At 46.0% G+C, this 21070-nt stretch carries 20 protein-coding genes; 5 read left to right on the top strand and 15 right to left on the bottom strand.

The window, feature by feature from the left end:
- Window positions 1-34: 34 nt before the first annotated feature.
- Window positions 35-1372, bottom strand: coding sequence for a sodium-dependent transporter (locus G9F48_RS14525; protein WP_007407975.1), 1338 nt, complete (start codon window positions 1370-1372; stop codon window positions 35-37).
- A 195-nt stretch (window positions 1373-1567) separates the two neighbouring features.
- On the opposite strand from G9F48_RS14525, the gene G9F48_RS14520 reads away from it, so the two are divergent.
- On the top strand, window positions 1568-2536 hold the full coding sequence (locus G9F48_RS14520) for a bile acid:sodium symporter family transporter (protein WP_165409672.1): 969 nt from the start codon (window positions 1568-1570) through the stop codon (window positions 2534-2536).
- 27 nt (window positions 2537-2563) lie between these two features.
- Here G9F48_RS14520 and G9F48_RS14515 read toward each other — a convergent pair whose 3' ends face one another.
- The 9 genes from G9F48_RS14515 to cdaS form a co-directional block, all read right to left on the bottom strand.
- Window positions 2564-3310 carry an MBL fold metallo-hydrolase gene (locus tag G9F48_RS14515; protein ID WP_165409671.1) on the bottom strand — a complete coding sequence of 249 codons (747 nt, stop codon included), beginning with the start codon at window positions 3308-3310 and terminating at the stop codon, window positions 2564-2566.
- Window positions 3311-3383: 73 nt separating this feature from the next.
- Window positions 3384-4631, bottom strand: a complete 1248-nt coding sequence (odhB, locus tag G9F48_RS14510; protein WP_165409670.1) for a 2-oxoglutarate dehydrogenase complex dihydrolipoyllysine-residue succinyltransferase — start codon at window positions 4629-4631, stop codon at window positions 3384-3386.
- A 15-nt stretch (window positions 4632-4646) separates the two neighbouring features.
- The gene (gene sucA, locus G9F48_RS14505; RefSeq protein ID WP_165409669.1) at window positions 4647-7481 is read right to left on the bottom strand and encodes a 2-oxoglutarate dehydrogenase E1 component; all 2835 of its coding nucleotides are present in this window, start codon (window positions 7479-7481) and stop codon (window positions 4647-4649) included.
- 227 nt (window positions 7482-7708) lie between these two features.
- Window positions 7709-9625 (bottom strand): vWA domain-containing protein, encoded by a 1917-nt coding sequence (locus G9F48_RS14500; RefSeq protein ID WP_165409668.1) that lies wholly within the window; start codon window positions 9623-9625, stop codon window positions 7709-7711.
- Window positions 9626-9635: 10 nt separating this feature from the next.
- Window positions 9636-10526: an AAA family ATPase gene (locus tag G9F48_RS14495; protein WP_003153758.1), complete on the bottom strand. Its 891-nt coding sequence runs from the start codon at window positions 10524-10526 to the stop codon at window positions 9636-9638.
- A 77-nt stretch (window positions 10527-10603) separates the two neighbouring features.
- The gene (locus G9F48_RS14490; protein ID WP_057080768.1) at window positions 10604-11194 is read right to left on the bottom strand and encodes a superoxide dismutase family protein; all 591 of its coding nucleotides are present in this window, start codon (window positions 11192-11194) and stop codon (window positions 10604-10606) included.
- 84 nt (window positions 11195-11278) lie between these two features.
- Window positions 11279-12520: a C40 family peptidase gene (locus G9F48_RS14485; RefSeq protein ID WP_165409667.1), complete on the bottom strand. Its 1242-nt coding sequence runs from the start codon at window positions 12518-12520 to the stop codon at window positions 11279-11281.
- Window positions 12521-12840: 320 nt separating this feature from the next.
- Window positions 12841-14052: a macrolide family glycosyltransferase gene (locus tag G9F48_RS14480; protein WP_165409666.1), complete on the bottom strand. Its 1212-nt coding sequence runs from the start codon at window positions 14050-14052 to the stop codon at window positions 12841-12843.
- Between the two features lie 118 nt (window positions 14053-14170).
- Window positions 14171-14797, bottom strand: coding sequence for a sporulation-specific diadenylate cyclase CdaS (cdaS, locus tag G9F48_RS14475; RefSeq protein WP_014305204.1), 627 nt, complete (start codon window positions 14795-14797; stop codon window positions 14171-14173).
- A 277-nt stretch (window positions 14798-15074) separates the two neighbouring features.
- Here cdaS and G9F48_RS14470 point away from each other — a divergent pair, with 277 nt between their 5' ends.
- Together G9F48_RS14470 and G9F48_RS14465 are read left to right on the top strand one after the other, a co-directional pair.
- On the top strand, window positions 15075-16436 hold the full coding sequence (locus tag G9F48_RS14470; protein ID WP_165409665.1) for an MATE family efflux transporter: 1362 nt from the start codon (window positions 15075-15077) through the stop codon (window positions 16434-16436).
- Between the two features lie 13 nt (window positions 16437-16449).
- The gene (locus G9F48_RS14465; protein WP_070081972.1) at window positions 16450-17298 is read left to right on the top strand and encodes an STAS domain-containing protein; all 849 of its coding nucleotides are present in this window, start codon (window positions 16450-16452) and stop codon (window positions 17296-17298) included.
- A gap of 27 nt (window positions 17299-17325) precedes the next feature.
- On the opposite strand, the gene bshB2 is transcribed toward G9F48_RS14465, so the two are convergent.
- The 4 genes from bshB2 to rarD form a co-directional block, all read right to left on the bottom strand.
- Entirely contained in the window at window positions 17326-17991 is a 666-nt protein-coding gene (bshB2, locus tag G9F48_RS14460; protein WP_031379023.1) for a bacillithiol biosynthesis deacetylase BshB2, read from the bottom strand.
- 17 nt (window positions 17992-18008) lie between these two features.
- A complete protein-coding gene (locus G9F48_RS14455; RefSeq protein ID WP_007611980.1) occupies window positions 18009-18359 on the bottom strand; it encodes a YojF family protein in 351 nt (116 codons plus the stop codon).
- Window positions 18356-18634: a hypothetical protein gene (locus G9F48_RS14450; RefSeq protein ID WP_003153742.1), complete on the bottom strand. Its 279-nt coding sequence runs from the start codon at window positions 18632-18634 to the stop codon at window positions 18356-18358. Before G9F48_RS14450 ends, G9F48_RS14455 begins: the two co-directional genes overlap by 4 nt.
- A gap of 67 nt (window positions 18635-18701) precedes the next feature.
- Window positions 18702-19598, bottom strand: coding sequence for an EamA family transporter RarD (rarD, locus tag G9F48_RS14445; protein ID WP_165409664.1), 897 nt, complete (start codon window positions 19596-19598; stop codon window positions 18702-18704).
- A 97-nt stretch (window positions 19599-19695) separates the two neighbouring features.
- Between rarD and G9F48_RS14440 the strand changes: the two genes are divergently transcribed.
- Window positions 19696-20160 (top strand): hypothetical protein, encoded by a 465-nt coding sequence (locus G9F48_RS14440; protein WP_014305207.1) that lies wholly within the window; start codon window positions 19696-19698, stop codon window positions 20158-20160.
- A 33-nt stretch (window positions 20161-20193) separates the two neighbouring features.
- On the opposite strand, the gene G9F48_RS14435 is transcribed toward G9F48_RS14440, so the two are convergent.
- Complete coding sequence (locus G9F48_RS14435; RefSeq protein ID WP_003153736.1) at window positions 20194-20433, bottom strand: hypothetical protein; 240 nt, start codon at window positions 20431-20433, stop codon at window positions 20194-20196.
- A gap of 201 nt (window positions 20434-20634) precedes the next feature.
- On the opposite strand from G9F48_RS14435, the gene G9F48_RS14430 reads away from it, so the two are divergent.
- On the top strand, window positions 20635-21024 hold the full coding sequence (locus G9F48_RS14430; RefSeq protein ID WP_165409663.1) for a tautomerase family protein: 390 nt from the start codon (window positions 20635-20637) through the stop codon (window positions 21022-21024).
- The last annotated feature ends 46 nt before the right edge of the window (window positions 21025-21070 follow it).

Below are 21070 nucleotides of genomic sequence, written 5' to 3'. Positions count from 1 at the left end.
CCCCCGTCTTGAACGGGGGCCTGCTTCTTTTGGTCTAAAAAATACCAAGCACGTGCAGAAAAACGATAATAATGGCTACAGGAGCCACATAACGGATTAATAGGAGCCAGACTGCAAACCACTTTCGTTTTATACCGGAACCGCTTTTCAGTTCGTCAAACAGCATCTGTTTCGGAATTTTCAGCGGTACGAAAACGGCAATTAAAAGCGCGCCCAGCGGCATTAAGACATTGCTGACCAGAAAATCCGCAGCGTCAAAAATACTGCGGTGAAAAATAGAAACATCACTCAAAATTCCGTACGACAGCGCCGAAGGAACCCCGACAATAAATATAGCAAGTCCCCCGATCCATGCATACCGCTTCCGTTTTGCCGAATCGCCTTTTGACAAAACAGCAACTAAAATTTCAAGCATTGAAAAAGCCGATGTCAGCGTCGCAAATAAAAACAGCAGCAAAAAGGCGAGTAAAAACACGATGCCCAACGGCATTTGGTTAAAGACTGTCGGCAGCACGTTAAATAAAAGCTGCGGACCTTGATCCGGCTTGAGGCCGAATGCAAATACCGCCGGAAAAATCGCCACTCCCGCCATCACGGCAACAAGGACATTTAATACCGTCACCGATACGGCGGATTGAACAATATTTTCTTCTTTTTCTAAATATGCGCTGTATGTAACCATTACGGACACTCCGACGCTTAACGAGAAAAATGATTGACCCATCGCATATAAAATGGTATTGGCATCCATCGCGCCAAAATCAGGCATGAAGAAGAATTTTAATCCCTTCGCTGCATCATGCAGCGTAACGGAACGGATCATTAAAAGAATAAACAGAATAAACAGAGCCGGCATCAGCACCTGGCTTACCTTTTCGATGCCGCTGCTCACCCCTTTTGCCACAACTAAAATCGTCAGCACGATAAACAGCAGCTGACCGAAAACCGCTGCATAAGGGTTGGAAATGGTATCGATAAATAACGTATCAAATCCCGAAGAAAGCGATAAACCGCCTGTAAAGCCTTTTATAATGTAGATTAATATCCATCCCCCCACTACGCTGTAGAAGGATAATAGAATAAAACACGTAATGATTCCGAGATATCCGATCCAGTGCCACTTTTTCCCCGGCGCCAGCGCCTTATAGGATTCAACGGCGTTTTTTTGTGTTTTTCTGCCGATAATAAATTCAGCAAGCAAAAGCGGCAGTCCGATTAAAACAGTAAATAAAATAAAAACAAGCAGAAAAGCGCCGCCTCCGCTGGTTCCCGCTACGTAAGGGAACTTCCATATTGCGCCGAGCCCGATTGCAGAGCCGGCCGTAGCTAAAATAAATCCCAGCTTAGATGACCATTGATTAGCTTCTTTCACTTCAGCACTCCCAATTCATTTCAGTATAAAAATCAATTGTAAGAATATATGTCTGAATAGTCAAGAAGATATTAGTTTACATAATAATTTTATCGAAAACTTATATTTAATATTGAATTATTCAGAATATTATTTATAATGGAGTACAGAAAAGTCAGTCATATTTTCTGACTGGATATAAAAGGAGCTGTGTTTATGGAATGGCTGAAAAAAATAAGCGGGTTTGCGGGCCAAACCTTTGGCTTGTGGGTTATCGTCTTTGCCGGTTTGGGATTCGCCTGCCCTGATTTGTTTACTTGGATCAGTTCTTATATGACGATTTTCCTTGGTATTATTATGTTTGGGATGGGGCTTACTCTTCAAGCAGACGATTTTAAAGAATTAATCAGAAAGCCTTGGCATGTCGTGATCGGAGTCGCTGCCCAGTTTACGATTATGCCGCTTACGGCTTTCTGTTTATCAATCGGGCTCCGCCTCCCCGCAGAAATCGCCGCGGGCGTCATTCTGGTCGGATGCTGTCCGGGCGGTACGGCATCAAATGTCATGACGTTTTTGGCGAAAGGCAATACGGCACTTTCTGTTGCGGTCACCACGATCTCAACATTGCTTGCTCCTATTGTAACGCCGGCACTTATTATGCTGTTTGCGAAAGAGTGGCTTCCCGTTTCTTTCGGTTCACTGTTTGTTTCCATTATGCAAGCCGTGCTTTTGCCGATCGTCCTCGGGGTGATTGTGAAGCTGTTCTTCAAAAAACAGGTCGGACAAGCCGTGCACGCGCTTCCTCTCGTATCGGTAATCGGCATCGTAGCGATTGTATCCTCTGTCGTCAGTGTAAATCGTGAGCATCTGCTTCAATCCGGACTGCTGATTGTGTCTGTCGTCATCTTACATAACGGAATCGGATATTTGTTAGGATTCCTGACTGCAAAGCTGTTCAGAATGGATTATGCTTCACAAAAAGCGATTGCGATAGAAGTCGGGATGCAAAATTCCGGACTGGGCGCAGCACTTGCGACAGCGCATTTCTCCCCTTTGTCAGCCGTACCGAGCGCAATTTTCAGCATATGGCACAATCTGTCGGGGTCTGTTCTTGCCACCTACTGGTCTAAGAAAAAAGAGAAAAACAGCGCCAAAGAAGAAACGGCAAAGATTCCGTTTTCATAACTGAACAAGGATAGGCTGCCGCCGCTCCTATCCTTGTTTATTCTGCAGATCACGAAACAGGCGCAAAAGCGCTTTTTTTACATCCCCCTGAAATAAACCTCCATGATAACAAATCAATTGGCGGATATCGTAATCGAGCAGCCGCTGCACAGATCGGACCGCATCATCCATATGTAACGTATAGCCAGGATTAGCAAGGTTCAGCTTTCCGTCTTCAATGACGATCGCATCACCTGTGACCATTGTTTTTTCGGCAGGCAGATAGAGACTGATATGGCCGGGTGTATGACCCGGCGTGGCTACAATCCGAATGCCTCCGCACCAAGGCAGCAGCTCACCGTCAGTAACTGTCCGGTGAACTGGGGCCGATTCGACTGATTGAAGCGAGCGGATGAACTGTTTTGCATAAGGCTTTGCATCCTCTGGCAATGAACTAAACGTTGATTCAGCCTGCTCAAGCCGTAAAGATTTTTTAGAGCCGTCAATATACGGCGCTTCACGCTCATGTACTGTCACGCTGATATCCGGGTGCAAACGGTGTAATGCAGCGAGTGAGCCGATATGATCTATATCGTGATGCGTTACAATGATTTTTGTCAATGAATGAAGCGACATTCCATGCCGGGCAGCAGCGTGTTGAAGATGGTTTATAAAACCGGGATATCCGCAGTCTATTAATATCGTGTCATGTTCGTCTTGCAGAAGAACCGGAGTGATTGAATGCAATTCTTCATTATATTCAAATTCGATCTCAAGCGGATAACAGCTTTTCATATAAATTCTCCCCTTCGCTCAATAAAAAAAGCACACTGCTTGTAAGGGCAGTGTACTTTTTGTCTGTCTCAAATTATCCTTCCAGCAGCAGCTGTTCCGGATCTTCAAGCAGGTTTTTAATGGTGACAAGGAACCCGACCGCTTCTTTACCATCTACAATTCTGTGATCATATGATAAAGCGATGTACATCATCGGACGGTTTTCAGAGCGCTCCGCATCAATTGCTACTGGGCGCAGCTGAATTTTGTGCATACCTAAGATCCCAACCTGAGGGCTGTTTAGGATCGGTGTTGACATAAGCGATCCGAATGTACCTCCGTTTGTGATCGTGAAGGAGCCTCCTTGCAGCTCACCTAATGTTAATTTATTGTTTCGCGCTTTCTTCGCAAGTTCGCCGATCTCTCTTTCAATGCCGGCAAACGTCAGGCGGTCAGCGTCACGCACGACTGGGACGACAAGCCCTTCTTCAGCCGCGACAGCGATACCGATGTCATAGAATTTTTTCACGATCAGCTCATCGCCTTGAATTTCAGCGTTAAGGAGCGGGAATTTTTTCAATGCAGCCACGACGGCTTTTGTAAAGAACGACATGAAACCGAGTTTTACATCGTTTTGCTCAAGGAATTGGTCTTTACGGCGTTTTCTTAGATTCATAACGGCCGTCATGTCAACTTCGTTAAATGTAGTCAGCATCGCAGAAGTCTGCTGCACTTCAACCAATCGTTTCGCGATCGTCTGTCTGCGGCGGGACATTTTTTGCACTTCGACAGGTTTGTCAAAGCTTTGCTGTGTTTTTTGAACCTGCTGTTTCGGCTGTGCCGCAGGTTTTGAAGCCGGTTTTTCATAAGCTTCCACATCTTGTTTGCGCACGCGGCCAAGCGGATCCCCCGTCGGAATTTGTGATAGATCAATCCCTTTCTCCCTTGCCAGCTTGCGTGCAGCCGGAGACGCTACCGTTCTGGATTTCGCTTCTGATTGTGCTTCCTGGCTGACTTCTTGTGCAGCAGGTTCAGCTTTTGCTTCCTCTTTCGTTTGTTCATTGGCTGGAGCACTTTCTGAAGGGGCGGGTGCAGAACTTTCGCCAGCGCCTTCTGTAATGGTACCGATAATTTCTCCTACTTGGACGGTATCACCCGAATCTTTCAATACCTCTTTTAGAACACCCGATTCTTCTGCTGTCAATTCAACATTTACTTTGTCCGTCTCCAGTTCAAGCAAGTACTCACCCTGTTCTACATAATCACCGGGCTGCTTTAACCATTGGGCTATCGTTCCTTCTGAGATTGATTCTGCTAATTCAGGTACCTTAATTTCCGCCATTTTTACATTTCCCCCTTAGTTTTTGCGAGTCAAGCTATCAGATACAATGCGTTCCTGTTCTTTTTTGTGGACTGTCGGATCTCCTTCTGCGGGACTGGATCGTCTTCTTCGGCCGATGTATTGGACATTTACTCCTTTTGGCGCAATTTCCGTCAAATACGGGCTGATATAACTCCATGCCCCCATGTTCTGCGGCTCTTCCTGAACCCAAACGATCTCTTGCAGGTTCGGCAGTTTGGCGAAAAGCTCCTTCGTATCTTTTGCCGGGAACGGATACAGCTGTTCGATTCTGGCAATATGAAGCCAATCCTTATCGCCTTCCATTTTGTTGAAGTGATCGCTGATATCAATTGACACTTTTCCGCTTGATAATACGACGCGAGTCACTTTTTCGTAAGCATGGGAAAGACCGGACTGCTCATAGACAGGCTTGAATCGGCTTTCGCTCAGTTCCTGCACTTCAGATACCGTATTCGGGTTGCGCAGCAGGCTCTTCGGCGTCATGATCACAAGCGGGCGGATTTCCTCACGAAGCAGCATTTTCGCTTGTCTTCTTAAAATGTGGAAATACTGAGCCGCACTTGTCAGGTTGGCCACCGTCCAGTTGTTTTCCGCCGCCAGCTGCAGGAACCGCTCGACGCGGCCGCTGGAGTGTTCAGGGCCCTGCCCTTCGTAACCATGAGGCAGCAGCATGACCAGCCCTGATTTTTGTCCCCATTTTGCCCGTCCTGCAGATATGAATTGATCAAAATAGACTTGAGCCGCATTGGCAAAGTCTCCGTACTGCGCCTCCCACAACACAAGCGTTTCAGGCGAATACACGTTGTATCCATATTCAAAGCCGAGAACCGATCCTTCAGAGAGCGGGCTGTTATGCACCGTAAATGAAGAAGCGCAGTCGTCTAAGTGATGGAGAGCAACAAATTCTTCTCCTGTTTCGCTGTCATGCAGCACAAGGTTTCTTTGAGCGAACGTTCCGCGCTCTGAATCCTGCCCGGTCAGCCGGATCGGCGTGCCGTCTTTCAAAATAGAAGCAAACGCAAGCGATTCAGCCAATGACCATTCAACTTTACGGTCATCATCAAACGCTTTTGCACGTCTTTCCAGGATTCTTTTCAGCTTGCCGAACACGTTAAAGGATTCCGGCCAGTTGATAAGTTCGCCGTTCAGCTTGCGGAGAACATCAAAATCAATGGCTGTGTCAACGTCTGGAAAACCGTTGGACACCGGCTCCGGCAATTCAATTTCCCGTACGGCGTCTTCTTTTTTGGCGGGCACCTTTTTATAGGCGTCTTCAATTCGTTTTGTCACTGCCATTTCGATGTTTTGCGCTTTTTCCTCGCTGATCAGTCCTTCACTTACGAGTTTTTCCGCAAAGATCCGCTTGACAGTCGGGTGTTTTCTGACGGCATCATACAGCATCGGCTGTGTCGTTGACGGCTCATCCATTTCATTGTGGCCGTATCGTCTGTACCCGATTAAATCGATTAAGAAATCTTTATTGAACCGCTTCCGGTATTCAACCGCAAATTTAACGGCTGACAGGCATGCTTCCGGATCATCCGCGTTGACGTGAACGATCGGAATTTCATAGCCCTTCGCCAAATCACTGGCATATTTCGTAGATCGTGATTCATCGCTTTCAGTGGTAAAGCCGATCATATTATTGGCGATGATATGAATGGCCCCGCCGACCTGATAGCCTTTCAGAGAGCTTAAGTTCAGCGTCTCGGCGACAATGCCTTCTCCCGGGAACGCTGCGTCACCGTGAATTAAAATGGCGAGCGATTTTGTTTCATCTTGAACCGGGTACCCCTTTTGCGTTCTTGTTTCCTGTGCCGCCCGCGTGCTTCCTTCAACAATCGGATTGATGAATTCCAAGTGGCTCGGGTTATTTGCAAGCGTAATCCGCGCGCTTTTGGTTTCAGCATCCTGAAGCTGTCTGTCTGCACCGAGGTGATATTTGACATCGCCCGTCCAGCCGTAGCTGATGCCGGTCGATCCTTCAGACGGCACAAGGTCTTTATTCGGCGCGTGCTGGAATTCTGAGAAAATAATTTCATACGGTTTGCCGAGCACATGCGCAAGCACATTTAAACGGCCTCTGTGCGCCATCCCGATATTGACATTGGTTGTGCCCGCTTTCACAGACTGGGCGATAATGTCGTCAAGAACCGGCACAAGCGCGTCTAATCCCTCAATTGAGAAACGCTTCTGACCGACGAATGTCCGGTGTAAAAATTGTTCAAATCCTTCTACTTCCGTCAGTCTTTCTAAAACGGCTGACAGTTTTTCCGGTGAATTTTTCCGGAACAGTTCTCCGGATTCGACCATTTTTGTAATCCATGCGCGCTCTTCGAAATCATGCACATGGTCAAACTCGAAAGAGATGGTTCTTTTATAGGTATTGCGTAAATGCTGGATGGCTTCTAAGCCGTTTGTTATATTGGCAGGTGCGTCTTTACAGATGACAGACACGGGTATTGCTTTCATTTCTTCTTCTGTAAGCCCGTACTCGGATAACGGAAAGAGCTCGCTCTTTTTCGGATCCTTTCTGAGCGGATTGACGGAAGCGTTCAGATGGCCATAGGTTCGAATATCTTCTGCAAGTTTAACTGCTGCTGCGATCTTTTGAATCAGATCTGCGGTGACGCGTCCCTGTTCCTTTGTTTCCGATGCCTCTTTTATTTGGCTTGGCGGAGCGCCTAGTTCGTCAAACATGTCTTTCAGATCCGGATCAATGCTGTCTGGATCTTCAGCATATTGGTCGTACAGCTCCAGTGCGTAGCCGAGGTTCGGTCCGTAAAAATCTTCCCAATTCATTCTTTGTTTCATATTATTTTGAAACATTTGAATATTACCCCCAACCTAGATAATCAAGTGATCAATTCACTATCTTGAAATAACTTTTGAACGCTGTGCCCAAAATTATGTAATAAAAACGCTTCCAAGGATATTTTACCACTGATTGCGTTTGGATTCTACCTTGATTGTTCACAAAATAGTAAAAAAAACAGATCAATACCGAAAAAATTAAATCATTTTAAAATAAAAAGCGAAAAAGCATAGGAAAAAGCCTATCCTATGCTTTTATGAAGCAGTTTTTTCAAGAGCGGATACAGCACATCGGGCAGCTGATCGACATCCGGAACAAAAATACTGTACTTTCCGTACATATCCTGAATGGTTTTCATCTGGGATTCTTCTATCGCAGTATTGGACAGAAAAACATTTATGACTTCTATCCCTTTTTTTCTCGCTTCGATGACAGCCTCGCTCGTATCGACGATGCCGTTTTGTTCGTATCCGAATGCTGCCGGCTCTCCGTCTGAAAACACGATTAAAAATTTTTGCGCCTCACTCCGCCGCATCAGCTGTTTCGTCATTTGTCTGATGGCGTATCCGTCTCTGTTATCTTCTTCAGGCGCAAGCTGCATGATCAGCGGACCCGCAGCCTGCAGCAGCGACTCTTCAAACGGAATGACGGTATTGAAGAAATTCGGCTGGCTCGTTTCGGTCGCTTCGTTTGTATCCTCCCAAAATCCGACGATTTGGTGAGGGACGGATACTGATTTCAAGGCTTCATGAAAAAGAACGATCCCTCTTTTTGTTTCATCCATTTTGTCAAACATGCTGGCCGAACAATCGACAAGCAATGTAAAAACGGCGTCAATGTCTGAGGACGGGTCCTGCTTTTTATAGAAAAGGCGCGGGTTCCGTTCCGTAAAATAGCGGATGAGTTTGCGATTCAGCCGGCCTGCGTGAAGGTCGGTCCGCGGGAGCGTTTTTTTGTGCTCAAGCGTTTTTTGTATCATCTGCTTCAGGCGTTTTTGATATGATTCTATCGTTTTTGCCTGTTCTTTATAAGACTGCTCCTCTTCGGGAGACGCTTTATGAGGCGTTTGATAAACCGGGAAGGCAAATTTGTTTTCTTTTCCGTCAGCCAGCCCGGCGCCCTCATGTTCATCCTGAATGGATTCAAGCGCTTCCAGTTTGGAGTAATCCTCTCTTTTCGTCTGACGTGCGGAACCTTGAACGGAGCCGAGCGCCTGGTCACCGTCATCGCCTTCTCTGGCCGCGTCTTTCCCAAGATCTGATTTCGCGCCGTGCTCAATATCAAATTGAAGGAAGCTTTTTGACGGCGCTTCGGTTTCCCGGTGCCACGTATTCATTTTCTCTTCAAGGATCTCTTCATCTCCGTCGGAAGACTCAGGGAGCGTGAGATCGTCACTTAATGAAGGCGCTTTTTTTACGCTTTCGAATAAAGGCTCTTCAGCAGCTTTTTCGTAATCAAGTTCCGGCAGAAAAAAGTATGTGTTCAGCATATCTTTCTCAAGCACTTCATCAAGGCCTTCCATGAGGTCTTCCGTTATTGTTGCGATTTGTTCCGTAGAATCCGCCTCATACACCCGGATGAGCTGACGTTCAATATACGGTATCATCATATCAATATTTTCATGCATGGTAGGAATGCCTTCAAGCGGAGACTCAGCCGTCAGCTTGACAAACATCGCGCAATACAAAGCGTCGGTGAAAATGCTCCGTTCTAAATTCAATGTCAGCTGCGTCGTGAAATATTTCCTGTACATCTCCCTCCGCTTCTGAAAAACACGTTTCGTTCCCGGCCGTTCTTTTTTGATCTGCTCTTCAATTCTGATATCCTCGAGCAGCATAAACAGCTGCTTGGCAAAGCTTTGGCGGGTGAAGTGCCGGTGAACGTCATTTAAAAACCCCGCAAATACCAGAAATGAGCTGCTGCGTGTCCCGACAGCGCGCAAATAGACATCGCTTTTCAGGCCGGCTTCCATATCCCCGGCTGATCGGTCTTTCCAAAAGTGGCTCATGTAAATTTTCTTTTCAAAGGGATTGTAGTAAGACTGCACGCCGTATTCCACTTCAACTTCACTGCTTCTGGTCAGTGTTTTGGCCAGATCAGTCAGCATCATGAACAAAAACGAATCAATCGTGCTGTCGTTAAATTTGATAAACTTCATTGTATATCCCTCATTCGAACAGCGTTTCTGCAATATTTCTGACAGCGGCTTTTTCCCTGTCATCGTCAAGTTTTTCCACGATGCCTCTTTCAATCGCCCGTTTCGGCGGGATGTACGCAGCCAAGTCGCACGTATCAATGAGAGCCCTGATGGATGCCGCTTCTTCTGACACTTGTCCGTTATGCGCTTGTGCGATTAAATCAGAAGACAGCGTCATAAAGCGCTCAATTAATTTCTCATCTTTTAAGACAGACTGAGAGGTCAGCACCTGTTTCAGGAGGCTTCCTTTAATATACGGAACATCAATGATGACAAAACGGTTTTTAAGGGCTTCGTTCAGCGGAACGGTGCCGACGTAGCCTTCATTAATCGCGGCGATAACACCGAATCCTTCGCTTGCCTTAATCACTTCTCCTGTAAAGGGATTTGTCATCATTTTTCTGTAATCAAGCACGCCGTTTAGAATCGGAAGGGTTTCAGGCTTTGCCATATTGATTTCGTCAATGTATAAAAAATGTCCCTCGTTCATTGCGGTTGTTACAGGTCCGGGAACGAATTCAATTGTCGCCTGCCCCTGTTCATTTTCAATCGTTTTATAGCCGACAAGCGCTTCTGCATCGAGGTCTACGGAGCAGTTGACGCTGTGCATCGGTTTATGAAAATAGTTCGAAAGCGTTTCTGCCAATTTTGTTTTCCCCGAACCCGTCGGTCCTTTTAATAAGATATTTTTTCCCATTGTCAAAGCGATGACGGCATCGAATACAATCGCTTTATCTTCGGCCTCATAGCCTGATGATCCGATTAAATCCCGGAATTCTTGGGAAACGGGATGATTTTGATAAGCCTGCAGTTTGTTTTGTATATCTTCCGGAAGTGATAAGTGCTGTAATTCTGAAGTCATAGGTGATGTTTCCTTTCCATTTGTATTCCATAACCGAGTATACTAAAAAAGCCCTTGTATACTCAATACAAAAGGGCTCATTCCCTGCGGGCGCTTTTTGTCAGGGGAGCGCAGGCGATTCTGGCTCCGGAATTTCCGCTCGGGTTTGTTAAATAATCGTCCGTATGTTCATGAATGACGAACGCGCTTCCGTCCCGGTCGAGCAGGCTGAGTCTGCTCCCTTCTTTTAATGAAGTTTGCGGCGCGTTCATAATGACATCCACTTTACCGTCAGCCCCCACTTCAAGATTGGGGAGATCCCCGGCGTGATGACCCATCGGATTGTTGAAGCCGTGTTCTTTGTTCAAAGGGTTGAACGGACCGCCGGCTGATTCGAAATCAGGTGCCTGACATGTCCCTTTTTCATAAATATGAAATCCGAGAGAAGCGCCGGGCGGCAGATGTCCCGCTGATATATGAATGTCTGACCCTTCATCATCAGATTCCCTCACTTCGATATATCCGATCGTTTTTCCGTTTTGATTGATGAGTCCGGCATGCTCACGGTATGCAGATGCTTCCAATGCGCGGCTTTCCCCATGTTTTTTGGGCGGAACAGGAGCGGGTCTCCCCCCGCAGCCGCAAAGCGTAATTGATGCGAGCATGAGAAAAAGCAAGAGACGATTCATGCTTCCTCCCCCTTATTTTTTTACCCATCAGTCTTGTCAAAACGTGAAAATGGTAAACAAAAAAAAAGCCCCGAAAGGCTTTTTTTAAAAATAACTGCGCGCTCCTAAATAAGCTTTTTTCCAATATGGATTGCTTAAGTTTGAAATTTCAACCCCGGAGGAGCTTGCGTGAATAAAGTCTCCTCCGCCTAAATACATTCCCATATGAGAAGGGCCCGCTTTATATGTCGTAAAGAAGACAAAGTCGCCTGCTGACGGCTGGCTGATATGTTTCATCTTATTCCAATATCCGGCCGTGCTCAGACGGGAAACAGAGCTTACCTTATTTAAAAGGTAATAGATGTAACCGCTGCAATCGAAGCCCGCAGGCGTATTGCCTCCCCAGCGGTAAGGCACGCCGACATGTTTTTTCGCCTCGCCTATCATTCTGTCAATCTTTGACCCTGTCACCGGAGGTTCGGGAGTATTTGGCTTGTTTGGCTTTTCCGGTTTGTTATCCGGCTGACGCACAGGATCTTCTGTTTTTCCCGTTCCGTTAATCAACAGAACCTGTCCGATTTGAAGCACATCAGTTGTCAGTTTATTTTTTTCTCTGATGAGCTGAGCGGTGATGCCGAACCGATTAGCAATTTTCCAGAGGGAATCGCCTGCTTTTACTTTGTAAGTGGATGGCTTCTCAGAAGGGTTTGAATGAGATGGCGGTGTTGTGCCGCTGTTTCCGTTATGTGAAGAACCTTTGATCTTTAATACTTGATTCGGATACAGCATGTCTGATGTTAATTGATTCAGCTTTTTCAGTTCGGCGATGGTGATGCCGGTTTGATTGGCGATTTTCCACAGCGAGTCACCCGGCTTCACAGTGTAAGTCCCTGATGCGCCTTTATCAGGCTTTGTCTGTCTGCCGCCTCCGTCCGTGCCGCCGGCAGACCCTTTAATTTTCAGTTTTTGGCCCGGATAGATGACATCTGAACTCAAACGGTTCAGGCTTCTCAGCTCAGAAACGCTCATTTTGTATTTTTTTGCGATCACCCATAATGAGTCGCCGTATGTAACTGTGTAGGCACCCGTGCTTCGTTTTCCCTTTTGCCCCGTTTTATGTGTGCCGCTGCCGTCGGGAATGTGCAGCCGCTGTCCTGGGTGGAGTATCGTTGATTTCAGTTTATTTTCCGCCTGCAGAGCTGAAATACTTGTATGATATTTCCGGGAAAGCTTCCAAAGAGAGTCGCCGCTTTTTACTTGAATGGTTTTTGCTTCAGCGGGATGCACGGCGAAGGTTGAAGTCATTACTGCAGATACAGCCAGTCCGGCTGCGATTTTTTTCTTCATATAACGAAAAACCTCCTATTTATCATTGCTGAAAGGGACGTCCCTTTTCTTTGGACGCCGCCTGTTATGCAGGATTCATTCAGAAGTCGGCATTAATTCCGATTCATTTGGTCTTAGATCATCACCAATGCCACACATTTTACATAAATTGAGAACATTTTACAAAAGACTTTGGAATCATTTTCATAACATGGCTTTTTTCCGCGACATTCCACCTTTCTTGTCTGTTTTTCATACAATTCTCTTTACGGCGTGGAAAATCCTCCCGAAAAACAATCAAAAAAAGCCCGCTTCCTTTAAAGGAAGCGGGTGACGGCTGATTACAGAATCCGGGTCTCGGCAGTTTTCACGTCTTCTGCTATCAATTCCGCTGCACGCGGTGCTCCGCCGGCCGCTTTCAGGGATTCTCCGATTTCAGAAGCTTTTCTCTGATATTCAGGATTTTCGCTCAATTCTTTTATTGCTTCAGTGAGCAGTTCCGCTGTTACATCTTCTTTTTTAAACATCTTGCCCGCGCCCGTGTTTTCCACTTGGCTTCCGACGGCGAACTGATCTGCGCCCATCGGAATGACGATCATCGGAGTTTTGTAGTAAAGCCCTTCGCTCGTACTGTTCATTCCGCCGTGAGTGATAAAAAAGTCCGCTCTCTTCAGGATCTCAAGCTGCGGAACATAAGGCTTTACAATGACATTCTCAGGAATTTCATCAAGCTCCGCCGGATCAAGATGTTTGCCGATTGACATGACGGCTTTTCCGTTAAAGTTTCTGACCGCTTTTAAGCATTTATTAAACAATTCCTTCTGATTGTTAAAAATCGTGCCCATTGAAATAAACAGGACTTTTTCTCCTTCAAGCTGTTCAAACGGGAAATCCTGAGCCGCCGGCCTTTCAGTTATGGACGGACCGACAAAGAGATAAGAATCGCCAAACTCTTCTTCTTTCGGCTGAAACGCTCTTGAAGTAAATACGATGGTTTTTCTGCCGTCATTTGAGAAAATATTATACGGCGTTTTAATGTCTGCGCTGAATTCTTCATTGAGCCGGCTGACCGCTTCGGTATAAGCCGGATAATGAGATGATTCCTCTGATACAAGGTTTGTATTTGAAAACACTTCTTTAATAAATGCTTCATTCATTGCAAAAGTCGTGCAAAGTGAATATGCCGGCAGTTTCAGCTTATTTCTCACAAGCCTTCCTGCCAGAAAATGATGATCATACAGGATGTAGTCATAGGACTCATCTTTTACTTCCTCAAGAATACGGAGTGCGGCTTTTTTGGAAGTCTCAATCATTAATAGCAAAAACTCGGTAGCGTCCCGCTGTTCATCACCCGTTGCGTTTTTTCCGAATTCATCTTTTCGGAAATCTTCATATTCACGGAATTCCGCTCCGCTTGACGCGATTTTGTTCTCATATTCCTTCACGCCGTAATATACGACATGTTCCCCTTTTGACTTTAGTTCTTTTACGACGCCTAAAGACGGATTGATATGGCCTTCTCCCGGAAAGCCGATCATCAATACATTTGCCATCTTTCCACTCCCTATTCTTTTAAATTTTATGTATATTTAAACGATAACATCAATACAGAAAAAGGTAAAGATGTTCACCTTATTAATATTAAATGGGTACAATATTCCCATTTTCTTATTATTTCGTATGAAGCGCCCGCGGCGAAACAAGCGGATACAGTCCGCCGTCTTTAGCAAAAGACATTTTTCCCGTTTCTTCTGAAACAACGAGCACGAGTGCATCAGTCACGGCCGAAAGTCCCATCGCGGCCCTGTGGCGCGTCCCGTATTTGAGATCGACATGTTTTGTTGTGAGCGGAAGCACATTGGCTGCTGATACAACCCGGTTTTCTCTGACCAATACGGCTCCGTCATGAAGCGGATTGCCGGGATAAAAAATACTCTCAATTAAAGCTGAACTGATCTCGGCATGCAGGCTGGTCCCTTTTTGTATCATTCCGTCCAGCGGATCTGCACGTTCAATCACAATCAGCGCTCCGTGCTTTTCTTCCGCCAGATGCTGCACGGCCCTCGCCAGCTCTGTATAGGAAGGCGTAAAATGTTCGATATATGACTGCAGGTAAAACGACGAAGCGACAGCCTGCATTTCCTGAAACGTATGTCCCAGTTCATCTAATTCGCAAAGAAGGCATTGGTCTTTTTCATCCAATGTCCGCAGTATCATTCCGGCATCCTCCGTAATTTGTTTCAAATACGTTTGAACGGCAGCGGTAAACGCGCTTTCCGTCATTTGAGTGTGGCGCATGTCACATCATCTCCTTTCCCTTATTTTCTGCATCGCGCGCATGGATATGCGCCGCTGTGTACACCATAATCATGAAAGGAGGCGCACATCATATGGAATTCGCACGGCTGATGCAATATATCTGCACCTTTTTAGGGGTCATTTCACTTTCATTCATTTATGCCAAGATGTTTAAAAAGCCGAAACCGGACAAAAAAGAGTAGGCCGGCTTTCATTGCTTTTTATACATAAAATGTTATAATTTCTCTCGTTAAAATAAAGAAACGGGGAACCTAACTTGAGAGAAACGAACACGATCGGCCAAAAGGTCAGACAGCTGTTACATATCTTCATTCCGATTTTAATCACGCAGGCGGGCCTTTCCCTGATCACCTTTTTGGACACGGTGATGTCAGGGAAAGTGAGCGCCGCCGATTTAGCCGGTGTTGCAATCGGTTCCAGCCTGTGGACGCCGGTGTATACGGGCCTTGCAGGAATATTAATGGCCGTTACGCCCGTTGTTTCGCAGCTGTTTGGAGCCGGCAGACAAAAGGAAGTGCCGTTTTCCGTCATCCAGGCCGTTTATGTAGCGGCCATTCTCAGTGCGGCGGTTATCCTGATCGGCTTTTTCACCGTTGATATGGTCTTGGGACATTTGGGCTTGGAACCTCGTGTCCGGACGATCGCCAAACACTTTTTAGGCTTTTTATCCCTCGGTATTTTTCCTTTGTTTGTGTACGCCGTTTTGCGCTCGTTTATTGACGCACTCGGCAAAACGCGAGTCACGATGCTTATTACGCTTTGCTCATTGCCTATTAATTTTGTTTTAAATTATGTATTTATTTTCGGGAAATTCAACATGCCGGCATTGGGCGGAGTCGGTGCGGGGCTCGCATCCGCCCTGACTTACTGGTGTATTTGCGCCATCAGCTTTTTTATCGTCTTCAGATTTGAGCCGTTTGCCGGGTACTCTGTATTTCGGAAACTGTACCGTTTTTCTCCGTCTGAATGCAGAAAACTTTTGAAAATCGGTTTGCCTATCGGTTTTGCGGTATTTTTTGAAACGAGCATTTTTGCGGCTGTCACACTTCTAATGAGCCATTTCCGGACGGTGACGATTGCAGCCCACCAGGCGGCAATGAATTTTGCTTCCCTCTTGTATATGCTGCCGCTCAGCGTATCTATGGCCATGACGATTTTAGTCGGCTTTGAAGCAGGGGCAAAGCGTTACAGGGATGCCCGGTCATACAGCTATATCGGCATTGTGATGGCCCTTTGTTTTTCTTTATGCACGGCGGCTTTCATTTTACTGTTCAGGCCGCAAATCGCCGGAATGTATACATCAGATCCGGAGGTGCTCTTGTTGACGCAGCACTTTTTAATCTATGCGCTGTTTTTCCAGCTTTCTGATGCCGTAGCAGCTCCGATACAAGGCGCCCTGAGAGGATATAAGGATGTCAACTATACACTCGGTGCGGCTTTTGTTTCGTATTGGATTATCGGGCTTCCGCTCGGTTACGCAGTCGGCACTTACACGAGCCTCGGGGCATACGGCTACTGGATCGGGTTAATTGCAGGACTTGCCGCAGGAGCTGTCGGTTTATTCTTCAGACTGATGAAGCTGCAAAAGCGTTATGTGAAAAAAATGATGATTTTATAAAGGAGGAGCAGCAATGCCAAAACATAAACTGCTGTACGATTATTTAACCGAACGGGCGGAGGACATCAGTCAGACATGGTTTGATACCCTTCATGATACGGATCCTGATTCTGTTTATGCTTCTACTGACCCGGCTGTTCTCACAAATCTGAAAAAACAAAATCTGGCGTTTAATTATCAACTCAATCGGATTTTTTCTGAAGAGAAGGAAGTATATACAGCGGCATTGGAAAAGTGGGCGTTTGAAGCCGCACGGGATAAAGAACATTTAAAAACTCCCATCCATTACATCATTCGCGAGTTTATCAGAGTTCGTGATTTGTATGTCGGCCATGTAAAGCAGTTTACCAGACTTCATTCAGACACCGTGACAGAAGAAGATGCCGAAGATATATTCCATACGCTGATTAAATCGTTTGATGTGGTCATTCATATTTTCATAGAGGAAATGTATAAAAACACAAACATTCAGCTTGAAGCGCAAAAAGAATTGATTACCGAGCTGAGCTCGCCGGTCATTGTGCTTTTTGACAATGTCGGACTGCTGCCGCTGATCGGGGATATTGACACGGCAAGAGCCAAAATGATTTTGGAGAATACGCTGCACCAGTGTTCAGAGAAGCGCATCACGCAGCTGTACATTGATTTATCAGGCGTAGCCATGGTTGATACGATGGTTGCCCAACAGCTTTTCACCTTAATTGAATCACTCGGAATGCTCGGCGTGAAAGCGACATTATCCGGAATCCGTCCTGAAATCGCACAAACCGCGGTACAGCTCGGACTGAGTTTTTCAAATTTATCAATACGGTCTTCGCTTGCGGAAGCGATCGCTTCCGATCTGACACAAAAAAAGGGATAAGGCATTTCAGCCTTATCCCTTTTTTTATCAGTCTTTCCACGGATATGTCCAATACACTTCTTCTTCAAACCATGTCTGAAGAACCGGCTCGTTATTTTTAATTTTTTCTTCCAGCTCTCTCAGCATGCCTTCCGTTTGGGTGCGGTGCGCTTTTAAGGCATTCATTTTAATATCGGCAACCTCTTTAATATCAAGAATGACATCAGGCTTGCCGACGGCTTCCTCCCTGTTGCGGGTGATTGCCATGCAAAGCGTGCGCGGGCGGTCCTCTTTTTTCTTTCTGTAAAGCGCTCTGATGACCGCTTCGCCGCATGCATCATGATCCGGATGGACGCCGTGCTCCGGATAGAATGTGACAATCAGACTCGGTTTTACATCGTCGATAATCTCTTCCATCATATCCGCGAGCCACTCGTCATCTTCAAATTCAAGTGTTTTATCACGAAGCCCGAGCATTCTCAGGTCAGTAATGTCCATTGCTTTGCATGCGTCAATCAGCTCTTGCTTTCTTAACAGCGGCAGTGTTTCACGGTTCGCGAAAAAGGGATCTCCCATGTTCCGGCCCATTTCGCCAAGCGTTGCGCATGCATACGTAACGGGAATATCTTTTTGTCTGTGTAAAGCAATCAGTCCTGCCACTCCGTATGATTCATCATCAGGGTGAGGCAGGATGACGAGTACATGTTCTTTCATGATTTTCACCCTTTTCTTTAAACTGTAAACGGCTTTTCGCTGATTTGAAGCGAAATCGCCAATTTTCCGCCCGGCAGATGCCCCGCCATTAACAGACGGTCTTCGTCATCTACTGTATACTCAGTCAAACCTTCTGCGTAAATCCAGCCCTCTTCTGTTTTCAAACCGACGCGGTACGGGCCGTTTCCTTTGATTTTCGCCTGATGGTACGTCACTTTTGCATTGCGTATATAGGCTACAACCGTCATATTTTTCTCATTCAGATGCGCTGAATAAGAACCGGTCGTTGTTTCCAAATGGATATATACAGGACGATCGGCATATCGCTCTAAAGAAGTTTGCACATCTTCTTTTATGATCGCTTTCATAGCTGCTCCCCTCTTTCTTCTTTTAAAAATTGCAAACGCTTCGTATGTAGTTCAACCAATTCATATTTCTCAATCGGCCGCAGCCGGGAATCTACAATTCGCTGCACCGCCAGAGCAAACTTTTCCTCGGGTGACTTCCGGAGCCTCGGATGTGTTCTTTGATCAAGCAGTTCAAGATCAATCGCCTTCTCCGCTTCTTCAAGGGTTGAAGCCGGGAGAGTGCGGTTATTCCACAGTGCCTGATAGGCTTTTGCTATGTCTTTATCAGTGCCCATTGTACAGCTCCTTTACATACTCGTAATGATTATACATAATTTAAGCTATCGCTGGAAAGCGAAAGGCTTAGCGGCTTTTTATCGGCCGCTTCCATTTTATCTGTGAAAAGGTAAACAAAAGCAATGCTGCCCATATACAAATGAAGGTAAACGCTTTTTGCCCGGAAAACGGTTCATGATACACAAACACGCCGAGCATAAGGGTAATGGTCGGCGCTATATATTGCAAAATGCCGACTTGATACAGCGGCAGACGCTTTGCCCCCTCTGCAAACAATAACAGCGGCAGGGCCGTAAATACGCCTGCGAAAAATAGGAGCGCCCATGTTCCTGCCCCTAAGGACCCAAAAGTGCTCCCGTCAACTGTATATCCTAAATAAATAAGTGCAGCCGGGGTAATCAAAAGCGTCTCCAGCGTCAGTCCGATCGTGCTGGACATGCGGGTTCTTTTTTTACATAAGCCGTACAGACCGAAGCTGAATGCAAGCAGCAATGCGATATAAGGAACCGCGCCATATTGAAACGCAGATATGAGCACGGCCGCCCCGGCAATAGAAACGGCTGCTGTTTGCATCTTGTTAAGCTTTTCTTTTAAGAATAGGATGCCCAAAAGAACGGAAACGAGCGGATTAATGTAGTACCCGAGACTTGCTTCAAGCAAAAAGCCGTGATTGACGGCCCATATGTACACAAACCAATTAACGGAAATTAAAACGGAAGCGAAAAAAAGCGCCAGCAGGCCCCCTTCCGATTTCAAAAGACGCAGTTCACGCCATCCGGTTTTCCACTTCTTAAGCACAGTTAAAAGCACACACATGAAAACAAATGACCATAAAATCCGGTGAGCTAAAATGTCCAATGCGGGTATTTGTTCAAGAAGTTTCCAATAGACCGGAAACAGCCCCCACATGACGAAAGAACAAGCGGTATAAATGATTCCTTTTCTTACGTTATTCCCTTGCACGGCCTTCCCCTTCCTTTCTGTAAACAGATTATATTATATCACGGGAAGCTTCCGGCGGGCATATACTATGTTGTCCGTTAAGAAAGGGTGAGATGCCGTGTTTGATTGGAACAGATATTTTCCCTTCCAAAATCAGTTCTCTAAAGAAACGTTTAAAAATGCTGATCCGAAAGATGTCGAGACATATGTCAACCGAGTGATGGAAAGCGTATTCGGCGCCGGCTATGCCGGACAGTTCCCTTTTCGCGACCCGATGTCCAAAAAGACCGATCCGGTCGAAGCGGAACCGCCCAAGCCGGAAATTGACCTGTTTGAAACATCCGATCATGTTTTTGCGAAAATTCCCGCCGAACAAGAGGAACTCGACCGTATCAGGATTAAGCATACGTCACACAGCCTCGTTGTAGAGAACAGCAGCCTGGGAGAAGGAAAAAAAGAAATCGTACTTCCGAGCCTCGTCAAACGGAAAGGAACAAAAGCAGTCTATAAAGACGGGATGATTGAAGTTATGTTTTCAAAACAGGAAGACTACAATCTATCGGAAGTGGAGATTTTAAGATAAAAAAACGGCCCGCGCGATGCAGGCCGTTTTTTCTTAATAAAATGGCGGATAACCGCCAGCTCCCGGCCCGAAACCGCCGTATGGGACGCCTCCGTATCCGTAACCGGCAAACCCGTACGGATAACGGGGTCTTGTAAAACCTGTGGCAATCACGCCTCCGAGAAGACCGCCTAAAAATCCGCCGAATAAAGGAGCGCCGAACAAAAAAGGACTTCTCGCCGGAAATCCGGCAGGACCGAAATTCCCGCGATACAATGCATGACGAGGGTACATGTTTTTCCTCCTTTATGTCTGCCTATTCTTAAGCGTATTCATAAAATGAGGGAATTGATTGGGCGGTTGTAACAACTTGTGCCTCTCTCTGATATTGCATTAAGATGTAAACATTTTGGTTATAATTTGATTATGTTTTGATTAACTGTTATACTTTTTTTACAAGTTGCGACATTATAAAACCATCAGGGGGAATAAAATATGCCATTACTTCGTTTTGACGTTATTGAAGGCCGGGATGACGCAGTATTAAAAAAATTACTGGATACCGCCCATTACGCCATGGTTAAAGCTTTTGACGTCCCAGTAACGGACCGTTATCAGATCGTTCACCAGCATCGGCCTCATGAGCTTATCATAGAAGATACCGGGCTCGGTTTCAAAAGAAGCAAAGATCTTGTCATCATCAGCATTGTCAGCAAAGCGCGCACCGAACATCAGAAAGAAACGTTATATCAACTGATGGCTGATCAGCTTAAAACAGAATGCGGCATATCACCCGAGGACGTCATGATTTCCATTACAGAAAACGGGAACGCCGATTGGAGCTTCGGGCTCGGTGAGGCTCAGTTTTTAACCGGGAAACTGTAAAAGGCCTCCCCGCTTGTTCTGAATGATTGCAAACTGAATAAAAGAG

This window comes from Bacillus sp. EKM420B, assembly GCF_011065565.1.
GTDB classification, from domain to species: domain Bacteria; phylum Bacillota; class Bacilli; order Bacillales; family Bacillaceae; genus Bacillus; species Bacillus velezensis.
The sequence above is the reverse complement of the archived record's forward strand: the minus strand, read 5'-3'. Positions and strand labels throughout refer to the sequence as shown.